This is a genomic window from Paludibaculum fermentans (genome assembly GCF_051172195.1).
Lineage (GTDB): Bacteria > Acidobacteriota > Terriglobia > Bryobacterales > Bryobacteraceae > Paludibaculum > Paludibaculum fermentans_A.
Genome location: NZ_JBPJAQ010000001.1, coordinates 5134878 through 5149610, shown reverse-complemented (window position 1 = coordinate 5149610; position 14733 = coordinate 5134878). Strand labels below are relative to the sequence as shown.

The 14733-nt window shown below is 59.0% G+C and carries 15 protein-coding genes; 5 read left to right on the top strand and 10 right to left on the bottom strand.

Translation table 11 applies throughout. The annotated features are described in order from the left end of the window. Nucleotides 1-924 precede the first annotated feature (924 nt). On the top strand, nt 925-1305 hold the full coding sequence (locus ACR9Y2_RS20765) for a transposase (protein ID WP_435043571.1): 381 nt from the start codon (nt 925-927) through the stop codon (nt 1303-1305). Between the two features lie 68 nt (nt 1306-1373). Here the strand turns inward: ACR9Y2_RS20765 and ACR9Y2_RS20760 are convergent, their stop codons facing one another. The 5 genes from ACR9Y2_RS20760 to ACR9Y2_RS20740 form a co-directional block, all read right to left on the bottom strand. Further along, nucleotides 1374-1892: a hypothetical protein gene (locus ACR9Y2_RS20760; RefSeq protein ID WP_435043570.1), complete on the bottom strand. Its 519-nt coding sequence runs from the start codon at nt 1890-1892 to the stop codon at nt 1374-1376. A gap of 58 nt (nt 1893-1950) precedes the next feature. Then, nucleotides 1951-2541: a hypothetical protein gene (locus ACR9Y2_RS20755; RefSeq protein WP_435043569.1), complete on the bottom strand. Its 591-nt coding sequence runs from the start codon at nt 2539-2541 to the stop codon at nt 1951-1953. A gap of 599 nt (nt 2542-3140) precedes the next feature. Continuing rightward, complete coding sequence (locus ACR9Y2_RS20750) at nt 3141-3749, bottom strand: hypothetical protein (RefSeq protein ID WP_435043568.1); 609 nt, start codon at nt 3747-3749, stop codon at nt 3141-3143. A gap of 93 nt (nt 3750-3842) precedes the next feature. Then, on the bottom strand, nt 3843-4517 hold the full coding sequence (locus ACR9Y2_RS20745; protein ID WP_435043567.1) for a hypothetical protein: 675 nt from the start codon (nt 4515-4517) through the stop codon (nt 3843-3845). 10 nt (nt 4518-4527) lie between these two features. Then, a complete protein-coding gene (locus ACR9Y2_RS20740; protein WP_435043566.1) occupies nt 4528-4713 on the bottom strand; it encodes a hypothetical protein in 186 nt (61 codons plus the stop codon). Nucleotides 4714-5038: 325 nt separating this feature from the next. Between ACR9Y2_RS20740 and ACR9Y2_RS20735 the strand changes: the two genes are divergently transcribed. Further along, nucleotides 5039-5410: a DoxX family protein gene (locus ACR9Y2_RS20735; protein WP_435043565.1), complete on the top strand. Its 372-nt coding sequence runs from the start codon at nt 5039-5041 to the stop codon at nt 5408-5410. Between the two features lie 57 nt (nt 5411-5467). Here the strand turns inward: ACR9Y2_RS20735 and ACR9Y2_RS20730 are convergent, their stop codons facing one another. Both ACR9Y2_RS20730 and ACR9Y2_RS20725 read right to left on the bottom strand, forming a co-directional pair. Continuing rightward, nucleotides 5468-6925 carry a Fic family protein gene (locus ACR9Y2_RS20730; protein WP_435043563.1) on the bottom strand — a complete coding sequence of 486 codons (1458 nt, stop codon included), beginning with the start codon at nt 6923-6925 and terminating at the stop codon, nt 5468-5470. 461 nt (nt 6926-7386) lie between these two features. Continuing rightward, nucleotides 7387-9210 carry a sigma 54-interacting transcriptional regulator gene (locus ACR9Y2_RS20725; RefSeq protein WP_435043562.1) on the bottom strand — a complete coding sequence of 608 codons (1824 nt, stop codon included), beginning with the start codon at nt 9208-9210 and terminating at the stop codon, nt 7387-7389. A gap of 347 nt (nt 9211-9557) precedes the next feature. Here ACR9Y2_RS20725 and ACR9Y2_RS20720 point away from each other — a divergent pair, with 347 nt between their 5' ends. From ACR9Y2_RS20720 to ACR9Y2_RS20710, 3 genes are read left to right on the top strand one after another with little or no spacing between them, the layout of a single operon-like run. Continuing rightward, nucleotides 9558-9812 (top strand): hypothetical protein, encoded by a 255-nt coding sequence (locus ACR9Y2_RS20720; protein ID WP_435043560.1) that lies wholly within the window; start codon nt 9558-9560, stop codon nt 9810-9812. Further along, nucleotides 9790-10629, top strand: coding sequence for an alpha/beta fold hydrolase (locus ACR9Y2_RS20715; RefSeq protein WP_435043559.1), 840 nt, complete (start codon nt 9790-9792; stop codon nt 10627-10629). Before ACR9Y2_RS20720 ends, ACR9Y2_RS20715 begins: the two co-directional genes overlap by 23 nt. Before the next feature lie 25 nt (nt 10630-10654). Then, complete coding sequence (locus tag ACR9Y2_RS20710; protein ID WP_435043558.1) at nt 10655-11428, top strand: alpha/beta fold hydrolase; 774 nt, start codon at nt 10655-10657, stop codon at nt 11426-11428. Between the two features lie 73 nt (nt 11429-11501). Here ACR9Y2_RS20710 and ACR9Y2_RS20705 read toward each other — a convergent pair whose 3' ends face one another. The 3 genes from ACR9Y2_RS20705 to ACR9Y2_RS20695 form a co-directional block, all read right to left on the bottom strand. Continuing rightward, nucleotides 11502-12062, bottom strand: a complete 561-nt coding sequence (locus tag ACR9Y2_RS20705; protein ID WP_435043557.1) for a transposase — start codon at nt 12060-12062, stop codon at nt 11502-11504. 104 nt (nt 12063-12166) lie between these two features. Then, complete coding sequence (locus ACR9Y2_RS20700; protein ID WP_435043556.1) at nt 12167-12757, bottom strand: hypothetical protein; 591 nt, start codon at nt 12755-12757, stop codon at nt 12167-12169. Beyond that, nucleotides 12754-14622 carry an RHS repeat domain-containing protein gene (locus ACR9Y2_RS20695; protein ID WP_435043554.1) on the bottom strand — a complete coding sequence of 623 codons (1869 nt, stop codon included), beginning with the start codon at nt 14620-14622 and terminating at the stop codon, nt 12754-12756. Before ACR9Y2_RS20695 ends, ACR9Y2_RS20700 begins: the two co-directional genes overlap by 4 nt. Nucleotides 14623-14733 lie beyond the last annotated feature (111 nt).

Genomic DNA, 14733 nt, shown 5'->3' with positions numbered 1-14733 from the left:
GCCGGGGGCTCCTGAACAAGGCCCATCCACCCATCGTCCTTCTCGAACCTACCCAACTCTCCCCCCAACCCTTACCCCCGGCACCAACCGGGGGCCCCTGAACCTGGCCCGTCCACCCATCGTCCTTCTCGAACCTGCCCAACTCTCCCCCCAGCCTTACCCCCGGCGTCAGCCGGGGGCTCCTGAACCTGGCCCGTCCATCCATCGTCCTTCTCGAACCTACCCAACTCTCCCCCCAGCCTTACCCCCGGCGCCAGCCGGGGGCTCCTGAACTTGGCCCGTCCACCCATCGTCGTTCTCGAACCTACCCAACTCTCCCCCCAGCCTTACCCCCGGCGTCAGCCGGGGGCTCCTGAACCTGGCCCGTCCATCCATCGTCCTTCTCGAACCGACCCAACTCTCCCCCCAGCCTTACCCCCGGCGTCAGCCGGGGGCCCCTGAACCTGGCCCGTCCACCCATCGTCCTTCTCGAACCTGCCCAACTCTCCCCCCAGCCTTACCCCCGGCGCCAGCCGGGGGCTCCTGAACCTGGCCCGTCCACCCATCGTCCTTCTCGAACCTGCCCAACTCTCCCCCCAGCCTTACCCCCGGCGTCAGCCGGGGGCTCCTGAACAAGGCCCGTCCATCCATCGTCCTTCTCGAACCGACCCAACTCTCCCCCCAGCCTTACCCCCGGCGTCAGCCGGGGGCTCCTGAACAAGGCCCGTCCATCCATCGTCCTTCTCGAACCTACCCAACTCTCCCCCCAACCCTTACCCCCGGCGCCAGCCGGGGGCCCGCCGCAACTCAGAAAACATCCGCACCACCCGCCACACCCACCGCCCGAGAGGAATCCCCCCGATCTCCCACATCCATAGAGTGGTAGTCCTACTAACCTGGAGAGGCTACGCCCTCCACCCCACGATCCACAGAAACGAGAACCTAGTGCGATGGAGGCATCAGCAAGCCAAATCCCGCCCCTTCCTCCTGGAAAAGCCACACCGGGAGCTCATCCTGAAGACCATCCGGAAGACATGCGAGGCAAAGACCTACGAACTCCTGGCCGCCCACATCCGCACCACTCATCTCCACGTCATTCTGGAGGCACCCTCAGATCCCTCGAGTTGCATGGGAGCTCTCAAACTTGCCTGTACGAAGGCCCTGAGGGACGCCTGCTTGGCCGGCGCGGAGGAAAACATCTGGGCCCACTATGGCCACATCCGGATCCTCGACGCACCATTTGCCATCGCAAAGGCGATCAACTATGTGCTCGAAGGACAAGGCTCGCCAATGGAAACCTACTGCAGCGGCAGGACGCGAGACTGATAGGGGACAGCCCGCCCCACCCACAAGCCGTCAGTAAACGGGGACAGCCTGGGTAGCCCCACTCCCTGTCACTCGCGCCCGCCTGCCGCCGAACTCGCCGTTCGCTCCGTGCACTGGATCAGGTGGATTCGTGACACCTTCAACGCTCGCGCGTGTAGACCTCGATATCCAAACCCGTTGCCTCGACGCTGAGCGCCAACTCCGGAGACAACAAATCCTTGCTTCTCCACCACAGAGCAACGCAGCTCCACTCTAATATTGAAATTAGCGATCAGGACAGCCAGGGTCTCCAGCGCTTCGTTTGCGGCACCATCGTCGCCCTTGATGAGTGGCCAGGTGCTGCTTGGGCATCTATCGTCGGCGGCGAGGATCCCATGGTACAGGCCCGAAATCTTCCCCTTAACCACATACTGAAAGCCTGCCTCTACCGTGCCTCGCTGCGAAGTATCTGGACAGATGGATTGCTCTTCAATCTGATCCTGCCTCGCGTTCTCCCGATCTGCGGCGATCACAGGAACGCAGCAAATGAAAAGCGCAAGGGCAGCCTGAATCAACTGGAAAATCCCGTCAGAAGTGTCTCTTTTCACATCCCACCCCCACAGGCTCTCAAGCCGGCGCCGTTTTCATTCAACTCTACGGTCACAATCACGATGTTACTGGCGTGGCGGCACCTTTTGTAAGCGCAACTTCCACAACATCTATATCTTCTAGCCTAAACCACAACTGGGCCAACTCGCCCTGCTTAGTATTCACCTGGGCGTAAACCCATTGGCCCACGGCCAACGCTGACAGAAACTGCGCCTTCCTTACAACTCCAGGCAATCTCTTCGCCAGCTTCGCTTCTATTTCAGAAAGCAATTTCGAGAGATCCACAAGGTTGATTTCAGTAGAAACCATTGCTCTTCCGACATCAGGGCCGACATCGCATACAACCAGGCTACTGGGCAACTGCTTGCCGCGCTGTACCACACGCTGAGCAATTCCCCGTAAGCACTTATTATCCGAATACAGATGGAAAGCAAACCATGTATTAATTCTCGGATCATCAACCCGCGAGATATAGACTAGTTCCGGCACTGAGACGGTTGAGGCGTGAAGGTGTGCTATTAATTCCAGCTTCGCCTCTTCCTCGACGGACGCAAACGCGCTCAGCCTCGACAGGACTAAACACTTACTGCCAGCAAGCGGGAGGGTGCGCACAAAATCAAGAACTTGCCGGCCATCGGCTGGTCTCATCACTTCCGCTATAACTTGCGTAATGAGCGAAAGCGCGATCTCATCGGACTCCTGCTTCTACCACTTGACAAGATCATTGAAGTACTTGACAGAAACGGGGACAGCCTGACGTGCACCCTTTCACAAGCCACAGAAAAAGAAAGACTTACAGCTCCATCCTCTCACCATCTGGCGTTGGATCGCCCGTAGTCCCGGATCCCGCCAATCCTCTTCTCAGCCTCCAACTCGTTTGGACGCCATAACATACCGTCTCTCCTCAGCCCCACCTGCCGCCCGCTACGTACTCCATAGTCCACATTCAATCCATCGAAATTTCCGCTGGGACGGGTCGCGCTCCCGCAGGGAGGTGCGACCCGACAGCGGAAGCCGGAGACGTTATAAGTCCCCGTCGCCAACCCCGACGGCGTCCACCACCCCGTCATACTCCCAGCCGGGCCGCAGCCAAACCTCGTCCCATTCAGCCCGTCGTCGCCGCATCCACCATCAGCACCGTCGAATTAGCCGTCGCTTTCGTCACATTCACAAGATCCCCGAACGAATACGCCTGCCCATGGCAGCGACATCGTAGACCACTATCCGCTCTTCTGGCCCCCTCTCGCTTACTCTCGCGTCTCAGGTCGCAGGTGGATGGTCGCTCGCTCTTCTCGAACTGTCCGTGTGAAACGCTCACTGGCAACCAACTCTGATCCCCGAAGAGCCAGGAGTAAATACTCGCCATAGGGCATCTCCCGCAAGACGAAGCCGCCGTTCTCAGAGACGGAAGCCTCCTTGGAAAAAGCGCTCCAAACTCCTACCGCTCTCACGACGACACCCTGGCGTAGATTCTTGCTGCCTACAACCTCTCCATGAAGATCGGTATACACAACGGAACTCGTTCCTGGATCGCGGAACGCGAACGCAACGAACACCAGCAAGTGATCTTCTTTCAAAGTGACCTTGCGGTGGAAGTCCTGATGCAGGGATGCTGTTCCCGTAGTAAGGTACTCTCCGTATGGTGCTCGAACAACGCCTGGGCCGCTCAATGTAAATCGAGTAGCCGGCGCCATCTCGTCGACACGAACGATAGAGATCTGAGAACCTTTTAGCGATTTTCCATAGGTGTCCATCACCATGATCTCAATAGTCCCAAGTGGCTGGTTCTGCTGGGCGATGAGATCGCCACCCACGAGCATCGTGACTATTGCCGCCGTCATCAGATTCAATAACATAGTCGCGCCTACCAACATAGGAGGGAGCCAGTCTGGCCCGCCTCCAGGCCACTATTGAGTGCGGGCTCCTTGCGATCCTAGATTACTAACCATCTACGGTAAAGCCTTCACGTTCCGGATCGCCTGAATGACTACATAGCCCGGGTATTGCCGGTGCCTGACAGGAAGCCTTGGCTGACTTCTCCCTCTGTAGAAGATTCCTTCCACTGTGGCGTCGAAGCCGCCTACTGGCTGGCCTGCCGCCAGCATCTTGTCCAATAACCTGCCAGCCCGTCGAAAGGAGCCCTCATCCGGCTTGTAACCGCTGGGGGGCTTGGCGAGGAAGTGAGCGTCTGGCGAAACCACTTGCAACGTCCTGTCCGCCACCGCTCGCCCAGCACATGCCCCGCCAGTCAACTGGTCGAAATACGGAGCACCTGCCTCGTCGCTGCTGGTTTTCAGAATCCCCCGAACACTGACAATCCGGCCATCGAGCTCCTCGGCGGCTGCTAGCAGTTGACACACTGTCACGACTTTCCGCTTCTCACCTTTCGCCTCGAAGTGCGGCGCAAAGGCAACCAGCACCCCCGCAAGAAGCAGCCCTCTTCCTATTTGGCTATCCATCTTCCCTCGGCTATTAAAACTCACAAGGATCTGCCAGTTCTTTCCCGCCCGGTATAAACAGCCCGCTGAGAGCTCGTCAAAGTCATCGTCTGATCCACGGCGACCCACCTCGAAACCGGCCCGCACGAGTACACCCGCCCATGCGCCCCATCCGGGCGCCGCCATCGATCCGGCTTCACGCTGTCCACCCATCCAGAATCAGCCGGCCGCCGTAATACACGCACGGCTTCGCGCCGCACAAAAACAGCGTCCCCGACAACGCACACGGGGCGTTCGACTCTTCGAAGCCATAGGCTTTCGAAGTCCCCTCCGCCATGTCTTTCGCCCCAGTCGACACCGGATACCATTTCACCACCGGCACGAGCCCATACTTGTCCTATATATCTTCGACTTTTTGATTCTTTGCGTCTACCAAAGTCGCCTCCCTGCGCTTAATACGTGAACGTCGTCATGCCCGTTTCGCCCTTCTCCTCCTCGAAATGGACGCGGTGCGAAGCGCCCGCAAGGCACCCAGGCGCTCCTCCAGATGCCTGCGGCCGGCGAGACTTCAAATCCACTCCGCCGCGATAATCCGGGCAGCGATCGCAAACCGCGGAGGGAGATCCGCCCGCAACGGCGCCCCCACATCGCGAGGGTGGTAACATCTCCCTTTCCGGCCAGCCGCGAAAACCGCAAGGAGACGTCGCATGAACATCCTGCTCTGGGTCCTGCAGATCCTCGCCGCGCTCATCTACGGAGCCTCGGGGATCATGAAGGTCTTCCTGTTCGACAAGGTCAGCGGAGACGTCCCCTCCTTCGGTGCGCTGCCTCGCCGGGTCTGGACACTCCTCGGCATCCTCGAGCTCGTCTGCACAGTCGGGCTCATCCTCCCCTCGGCCCTCCCCTGGCGGCCCCAGCTCACTGTCGTCGCCGCCTCCATCCTGGCGGCCGAAAGCCTCCTGTTCATCTGGGTGCACGCCAAATACCGCGAGGTGCCCACCATCATCGTGAGCGCGGTCCTCGGGCTCCTCATGGCATTCATCGCCTACGGCCGCCTGGTCCTGCAGCCCATCCTCTGAACGCAGAGCTGGCCTGCCGGCGCCAGGCGCTCCCCACCCGGCAGCCAACGTCCTCCCTCAGCCCGCCAACCCCTCAAACACCGCCTGGACGATCTCCTCAATCCCGCTTACTTCTTCGTCCCGCAACTGGCTGAATTCACCGTTCCTGCGCCAGCTGGAGAGGCTTCCTCGATTCTGCCGGACAAACGCCACCAGGTCGGCAGCCATCCGGTCCGGCATCTCCACCGCTTCCATAATCAGCCGCGTTGCCTCGTCGTGCCTCCCTAAATAGTCGATCTCCCGCGGCAGGTCTTCCTCCACGGTTCGCCGCACGCACGAGTACAGGAACTCCGCTTCCTCAGTGCAATCGAAATAGCGGTACAGATCCGCTGTCTCGTTCAGCACCTCAACGTTCCGCTGGGGCGTCGGTCGCCATTCGATGAATGGCATCAGTGGTGCCGAATGGGCCTGCAGCGTCGACCGGTAGATCTCCACACGGTCCAGCATCACGGAAGACACCGGGAACACCAGGCCCGGCGGCGTAAACTGCCGCTCTGTCAGGACGTGATGGATCAGGCAGCGGTGCATCCGCCCATTGCCGTCCTGGAACGGATGAATGTAGACAAACGCAAACGCGGTCGCGGCGGCCATCAGGACGGCGTCCAGCCCGTCCTCGCGCATTCGGTCGTTCGCTGCCAACAAGCCCGTCATCAGCTCGCCCAGGTCACCGGCGCGCGCGCCAATGAACTCGAGCGAAGGTCCGCCGTCCAGATCGCAGTCACCCACGAACACACCCTCGGCTCGAAGACCCGCGCGCACGAACCGCGTGTCCTCGATGAGCACACGCTGCAAGCGCAGGATCTCTTCCAGGGTCAGCCTGTTCTTGCCAGCCTGCTGGATCGCCCGGCCCCATCTCTCCAGCCGGTTGCGCGGCGGTCGCTCTCCTTCAATCTCAAAGCTGGCCCGGCTGTCCGCCAGCAGCAAAAAACTGGCCGCGCGGGCAATCAGGTGCGCACCAGTCCTCCCAATCGTCTCCCGGGCTTTGCCCGGCAAATCCAGCTCCAGGTACTCCGTCAGGGCCTTGGTGCGCCGGATCACCGGGGAGAATCGGCCCGTACCCAACAGGTTGTCCCGCACACGATGGCGTTTCGAAACCCGGACTTTCCCAGTGAAATACAGCTCGGGATCGAGCGCATCAACAGCGACGGTGCGCGCAGCATCGTCCACATCCAAGGTGCGGCCCAGCAGCGTCTCGTACAGGAACCAGCCTCGACGCGCGGTGCCCCCTGTCGGAGCCGACCGCACAAATGCCTCCATCTCGGGCCTGGGAACTGCTTCGAAGATTCTCTTCAGCACCAGGAGGTCCATCTCCTCATGCTTCAGGGCAAAGGTAAGTTGGTCGCCGAAGGCGTCTCCAGGCCAGTAACGCCGGTCAAAGACGGCCCAACCGTTCTCCTCCCTGGAACTGCCGCTGATATGCCTATCGGAGACGCAACTTCCACGCCGTACGGGCGCCGCGACATCGAACCTGCTCACTAGGGCCGCCCAGCCTGCCAGACGCGCACCTGCGGGAATCGTTCTATCCTGGAAAGTCCCTTCGACGTCCAACTTACGCCTCCCATCGTCGAAATTCGCTCACGAACGTCGAAAACGGCCTCATTCGACGCCACACCATCGAAAAAATCAACATTCACCGTTTCATCGTCGAAAACCACCAACCACCATCGATAAATGATAGACAGAAGCCACGGTCGTCGAAAATCGCATAGTGTGTCTGGGGTGAAACGGCGGTTCCGGGCGATGCTCCTGCACCTGCCCGAACGCCGCTTTCCTGCATTCGGCAAGGCGGCCGCGTCGCCCATTTGCGGCCTCACTCGGGAAGAGTGGTGGACACCGGATAGGTGGGACAGGATCCGTCCTGCGCGGGACTCCGGCCCCGCTTCTTCCCAACGCCCCGAACTGCAAAACACCGATGACACAAACCCAGAGGTCCCAGCTCAACGCGCCTTGAATCGGTGCTTGTCAATTTGCAGTCTCGCAATCCTTGAATCCAGTGTCTGTCGCGGCATCCCCAGCATGACCGCCGCGCCGCGCGGACCGGCCACCCGGCCATCGCACGCCGTCAAAGCACCCTCAATCATTTCCCTTTCGCGGTCCTCCAGGCTGGAGCCCAGGGCAATGCTCGGAGCGGGGGCAACTGGCGCATCGCGCCTGAGCCAGGACTCCTCCACTACAAACACTTCGCTGTCACACAGCAGCACCGCCCTCTCGACCACGTTTTGGAGTTCGCGAATATTGCCGGGCCAGTGGTACGCCTGAATGAGTTCCAGCGTCTGCCTCGGAATCGACTGGAATCGTTTTCCCGCCCTTTTCCCGTACCGCCCGATCAGATACTCCAGCAGCAGTGGAATATCATCAGCTCGTTCGCGAAGCGAAGGCACCTGAATCGGAAAGACATCCAGCCGGTAGAAAAGGTCTTGCCGGAACCTGCCGGCGGCAACCTCCGCCTTGAGATCTCGATGGGTCGCGGCAATCACCCGGACGTTCACGGAAACTGGCTGGTTGCTTCCGACTCGCTCAAACTCGCGTTCCTGCAGCACGCGCAGCAGTGCGATCTGAGTCTCCGCGGGAAGATCGCCGATCTCGTCGAGGAAGATCGTACCGCCCTCCGCTGCTTCGAAGCGCCCCAGCCTTCGCTGCACGGCTCCGGTAAAGGCGCCCTTCTCGTGACCGAAGAGTTCCGAAGCAAGCAAAGGTGCCGGTATCGCCGCGCAGTTTACGCGAATGAAGGCGCGCTCTGCTCGATTGGACAGCCGGTGAATGGAGCGGGCAATCAACTCCTTACCCGTTCCGGTTTCACCCAGGATGAGAACTGTCGAGTCGGACGGCGCCACCTTCTCCACTTTTTTCAGCGCACTTCGAAGAGCCGCGGAGGAGCCGATAATCTCTTCGAACATGGAAGAGCGAATAATCTCCTCGCGCAACGCCACGTTCTCATTTTGTGTCCGGTCTTCCGCTTGCCGTCGCGCCTCCACATCCAGACCAGCCGCATACCACCGAACAGGCTGCCCCTGTTCGTTCAGCAGCGGGCTATAGCGGATCAAAAACCAACGGTACTGGCCGCTGCTCTGTCGGATCCGCTGTTCAAGCTGAAAAGGAGCGCTTTGCAGAAGCGCGCCCTGGCGTTCGGTTTCCACCCTCTCCACATCGTCTGGATGAAATACCAGTGAACGAAAGGTCGGCGCCATCACGTCTTCCAGCGAAAGACCGGTGTAGTCGAGCATAAACCGGTTTGCACGAATGGCGCTTCCATCCGGATTTAACACAAGCACCAGTTGGGCGATCGTATCAACTATCTGCTCCAGTTCGGCTTCGCGCTGTCTGGACTTGTGTTCTGCCCGTTTCCAGTCATCTATATCCGTGCTGTTGCCGTACCAGTTGATAAGCTCGCCCTGCTCGTCGCGATTCGGGACGCCTCGTACCAGGAACCATCGGTATTCTCCGTCGAAGCGGCGCATCCGCATTTCCATCTCGCCAGGCTCGCCCGAACGCAGGTGTTCCCGGTAATACTCCATCACCCGCGGCAATTCGTCGGGGTGCAGGGCGACGTGCCAACCCCAGCCCCTTGCCTGTTCCGCGGTCAACCCGGTGTATTCGTAGAAGCGTTCATTGACGAATTCCGTGGAGCCGTCTGGCTGGGCTCGCCAGGCAATGCTGGGCATGAGATTGATGATCGCCTCAAGGGCGCCGCGGTCGTTCTGAGCCCCGGCGAGCCCCTCCCCCTGAGCCGCAATCATGTCGTTCTCGCGATTATGAGCCATGGCAATCGACCGAAAGTGACGCGCTAGCCAGCGCCAGCTTGGGAATCTGCGGCACGGTGACGGAGATCGTCTTCCAGCTTAGAACAGGAATGTCTGACAACGGAAAAGGCGAACAGTCTGTGGCAGGAGTCCCGCTTGCCGCGCGACCTCTGCCACAGACTGTCGAGTAACGGTTCTTGCAGCCTCGCCAACCAATACGCCTCGTGCCATCGCGCCGACGAAGAATCAGAAAGTTCTGAAAGATCAGCAATGATCCTGGCAGCAAGCCACTTCTTTTCAGCAGTTTCCCAATGGCCACAAAGATGCATTCCTTCCATTCGGAAGGGGGTCCCGGGCAGATGTTCAGAATGGAAAGGGACTCGGACGGAGAAACGCCCATCATCCGCCTGATCGGGAGAATCCAGGCCGAACATCTCGACGAATTGAAGGCTCAGGTGAGCCGCAATGGCCCCAAGCCCATTTTGAATCTGGAAGACGTCACGCTCGTGGATGTTCAGGTCGTTCGGTTTTTCGGGGCTTGCCGGCAATGCGGAATCGAGCTTCGGAACTGTCCGCCGTACATCCTGCTGTGGATGCTCCGTGAGCGCAGCGAAAACAGGTAGTTCATGCAAATCAAATCAAAAGAGGAGAAACGGAATGATGAATTCCAGGATGTTCAAGTCTGTGTTGGCTGTGGGCGCCATTCTCATGGCAACCGCCTCGTCGGCAAGCGCCCAAACCAGCACCGCTCAGGGCGTCAAGACTCTGGTACTGGTCCACGGAGCTTGGTCGAATAGCTCGAGTTGGTCAAAAGTGATTCCTTTGCTGGAGGCAGGCGGCTTCCATGTGGTTGCCGTTCAGCTTCCACTTACATCCTTGGTGGATGATGTTGCCGCGGTGAAGCGGGCGCTCGCCTTGGAAGATGGGCCCGTCCTGCTGGTCGCTCATTCCTACGGCGGGGCCGTCATCACGGAAGCCGGCACCGACCCGAAGGTCGCGGGATTGGTTTACATTGCCGCGGTGGCCCCCGATCGGGGCGAGTCCGCTTTCGGGCTGATCACGAGCGTGGCAACCCCGGTTGGCGCCGAACTGCGTCCGGATAGCATGGGCTTCTTGAAGCTGACTCCGAAAGGGATTGCGGAGGACTTCGCCCAAGGGCTCTCCACATCCGAGATCAGCGTTCTCACGGCGACGCAAGCGCCGACAAATGTCGCGGCGATGAAGGGCGAGGTCACCACACCAGCATGGAAGTCCAAGCCGTCCTTCTACGTGATCGCCGCTCGCGATCGGACGATCTCTCCGGAGCTGGAAGCAACCATGGCAAAGAAGATCAATGCCACAACCATAACAATCCCCTCGCCACACGTCGTGATGCTCGCGGAACCAGCGCAGCTCACTGCTTTCATTGCCGGCGCGGCTGCCAAAGCCGCTCAGAACTAAACATCCCGGTAACAGGAGAAAGAGAATGTCCATTTCCAAACTCGTTCGCGCGGCGTTGCTCACCGCGCTGTCATTTGTAATGCCTGCGGCGTCCTTCGCCGCGGCACCCGCCGTGAAGACAGTGCTGCTCGTCCATGGAGCCTGGGCGGATGGTTCCAGTTGGTCGAAAGTGATCCCGCTGCTGAAAGCACGGGGGTTCCACGTGGTCTCGGTCCAAATCCCGTTGACCTCCCTGGACGACGATGTGGCCGCAACCAAACGAGCTCTGGCGCTCGAGTCGGGGCCTCTCCTCCTGGTGGGGCATTCCTATGGTGGCGTTGTGATCTCCCAGGCCGGAAACGATCCGAAAGTAGCTGGACTCGTTTTTGTGGCCGCATATGCGCCAGACGAAGGGCAATCCGGCATGTCGCTCGCGGAAATGAATCCCACTCCTGTCGGGAGCCACATTGGGACGCCCGACGAATTTGGCTTCTTGAAGCTAACCAGAACGGGTATCTTTCAAGACTTCGCCCCCGGGTTATCCAACACTGAGAAGAGCATCCTGTTCGCAACCCAAATCCCAACCTCAGTCAACTCCCTCGCCGCCCCCTTGCCTGTCGCCCCGGCGTGGAAGACGAAGCCGAATTGGTTCATCGTGGCGAGTCGCGACCAGGTCATCTCTCCTCAGTTGGAGGAATCAGAGGCGCTGCAGATGAACGCCACCACGCTCACGCTCCCCTCGTGTCACGTCGTGATGCTCGAAGATCCTTTCCCAGTGGCGAGGTTCATTGTAGACGCCGCTGAAACGTTGTCACACTGAGCCATGCCGGAAATCGAAGTAAGGCGGCAGATGCGGAGCGGTGGAGCCTGAGCAGTCTATGGCGGGAGTCCCGCTAGCCGCGCGGCAAGGGCTTGCGAGCCCAGGGTGCGAAGAGCTTCGGCATCACTTCGGAATGGTGATCGGCATTAGTTCGGAATCGTGATCGCGTTGAGATCGGAACGCTGATCGGCATCGCTCGAAATCCGCAATCAATGGCGATCTGGCCCAGTTGCACCATCCCCGCTTTCCGGCAGAGAGCGAGAACCTGCAAAAACAATTTTGCCAGTTCCTGTAGGTGGACCTGCCGGAAAGTGGAGATGGTGTCGTGATCGGGATGCTGATCTGCGGCAAGGTAGCGAAAGGGCACTTCGTCGTAAGTGGCGCGCTCCAACTGACGAGAACTCCGCTTGCCCACGGCATAGCCGTAGACCAGAAGACGGACCAAGAGAATCGGATGGTAAGCGGCCTTGCCGCGGCCATCCTTGCGGGCATGGGTGTCGAGGATGGGGCTCAGATCCAGGGCATCGACGACGTTCGCGACGAAGCGAGCCAGGTGGCCCTCGGGGAGCCAGTCCTGCAGGGAAGGAGGGAGGAGAAAGGGCTGATCCAGATCACAAGGCCGAAATCTCTTCATTGGGGGATATGAGTTGGATGCGGTCATGCGCTGCGGGGCTGCAACGAATGGGTGGTCCGGTGCAATCTATTTCCGACAGGCTCTCAGGCTGTCGCCGGTCATCTTCAGGGAAGTCGCTTCAGAAGTACCTCCTTTTCAATAGTAGGATCTGCAGTTGTACATCGAAAGGAGAATAAGGCGGGAGCAAATCCTTCTGACGCAATCGAACCTTTCACCAGCTTGCCGAATCCAAAACCAGTGAGCACTCGACCATTTGTGTCTGCAAGAAACGAGACGGGAACCGGCTCTGTGAATTGGACGCTGGCCCCACCCAGAGGAGTCCCAGATTCATCTCGAGCCATGAGTAATATTTCACACGCCGATCCTGGCGGGCGGTCTTGAATCAAGCATGGGTCATAAAGAGCTCGAACCACTTGCATTTGCCCCCACTTTAGAGCGACATTACTAATTGTCACCCTTCGGCAACCATCCCCGATCGTGATATTTACGGGGTTGATACCTAAATCGCAAAACATCACTCCCTCTGCTTGATTGTTTTTCTTCAAAGCGCGACCCTCGGCCAACTGCACGATAACAGGCACATCCGGCGCGCCACCCTGCGAATAAGATACAATTACTTTAAGAGAGCAATAGTCTGCGCCCAACACCGAGAAGGCGAACGCAACAAAGGCAAGAGCAGAACGAACGACAATCATTTAAAGCAACCCTCCCAGATCTCTTTGTCGTATATTTTATAGGCCGCCTCGGTATTTCCGGGGTGGGCCTTGCCGAAGCTGTGCGCGAACTCATGCAAAATCATCAACTTCATAAACTGCAGCGCTGTCAAGGAGCTTGTTTCTACTCGGTTCGCCATACTTTCCAGCAGATTCCCGTCTGTTTTCGACGGGGCATTATTATAATCGTACGCCACATGAGTCAAATCATCCCAATTAATACCTAGATTGAATACAATCTGTCGGTTCGGGGGAAGGGCACTGAGATACACAGACTGTTCCATGTAGTCGGCAATTTTGGGTGAGCCATCAAGGGGCGTTGAAGTGCCATCCGGATTCAGATGGTATTTTAAATGCCCTTGATCAATAAATACATACGTTATTTCATCTCTGCGAATTTCCGCAGCGAGAGTACTCGGCGCATTGATTGCCTTCCGGCAACTCTCTTTCGACTTGATCATCTCCAGAACCTCAAAGATCGAAGCAGAAAATAGCTGACCCGCCGTGCCGTTCCAAGATCCGTCATCATCGACAGGAACAGCCAGCAACCCTTCGGGATCACTACTATTGATCGGATCATCCCCGACGTATCCGTACCGATTGAAACTCTGAGGCGAGTCAAGATTGGCGCTCTCCTTCAAAGGATCAACCGTAGTAAACCTGCCCCAATGCTGCGCATAATACCGATTCCACCCATAATCCAGCCCGCTCACCTCATCCCGGGTATACGTCGCGAACTTCTCCCGATCCGCAGTGGCATTCCCCGACTGCTGTTCCCCATAGGGGTAGTAGCTCAAGCCCTCAGTCCCGCTTCTTACCACGCTCCCCAGCCTGTCGGTCACCATGGAGTTTGCCCCGCTGCCGATCATGCGCCCAGCGAACCACACTCGGATCGACGCCGACGAGAAGTACTTGTGCCCGTTCGCCTTCGTGCCGCGCTGGTACACACCCAGCAATTCTCCTCCGAGGCCGTAAAAGAACGTCTCCACCGTTCCAGTAGGGCGCGTGATCTGAATCCGCTGATTCGCCGCCGAGTACACGTACCCCTCGGTTCCGTTGCCCGTCGTTACGGTCGCCATCCGGTTGAAAAGGTCGTAGGTCGCCGTGCCCGAACCGGTCCCGAAGCCCGTCATGTTTCCGTTGGCGTCGTAGGTGATGCCCGCTCCCGTCATCCGGTTCGTCGCCGGGTCCACATTGAATACGGCCGACGGAGCCGTGCCCTTTGTCACGTTCTGCTGTAGGCGGTTCCCGAAGCCATCATACCCCCAGGCGAGGCCCCACTCCGGCCCTGTCGTCGAAGCCGCAATCAAACGCCCCAACTGATCGTACTGATACGAGACCTCTTCGCCACTCACGTTGTCCTTCCGCGAAGTGATCCGTCCGTCGTTGGCCGTCGCCGAGTAGCGATACTCGATATTCGAACCACGCCCTGACGCCTGCGTCAGCTGTCCCAGAACGTTGTAGGTGAAAGACTCGGTGTCGGAGGTTCCATCCGGCTTGTACACCACCATCTGGGTAATCTGCGCCGCCGCGTTTCGCACCACACCGACCCGATCGCCAGGCGCAATCGGATAGGTGGAGTCGCGCAACGCCGACAATCCCAATGGCCCGTGGAAATAGGTCAGGGTGCGTCCCGTCTCCGCCACCGTCCCATTGAGGTTGTAGACGTCTGGATACTTCATGGATGCCAAGCGCCCCTCGGCGTCATACGTGTAGTTTGCCTCCAACGGTGTGTCGTTGTTCTGGAACTCCACCTTCTTTTTCGTGACCAGGCCGCCCACCGAGTATTCGTAGGTTTCCACAACCGAGCCCAGCGTCACCGTGCTCAGCCGGCCCTGCGCATTCACACCATAGTCGTAGCCGTAGGTGGGTGACTTGGAAAGTCCTCAGCCTGACCCGTCCCACTGCGATTCGCAAAAATCTGCCCGCCAATTGCGCACATTGACCCGCCAATCTGC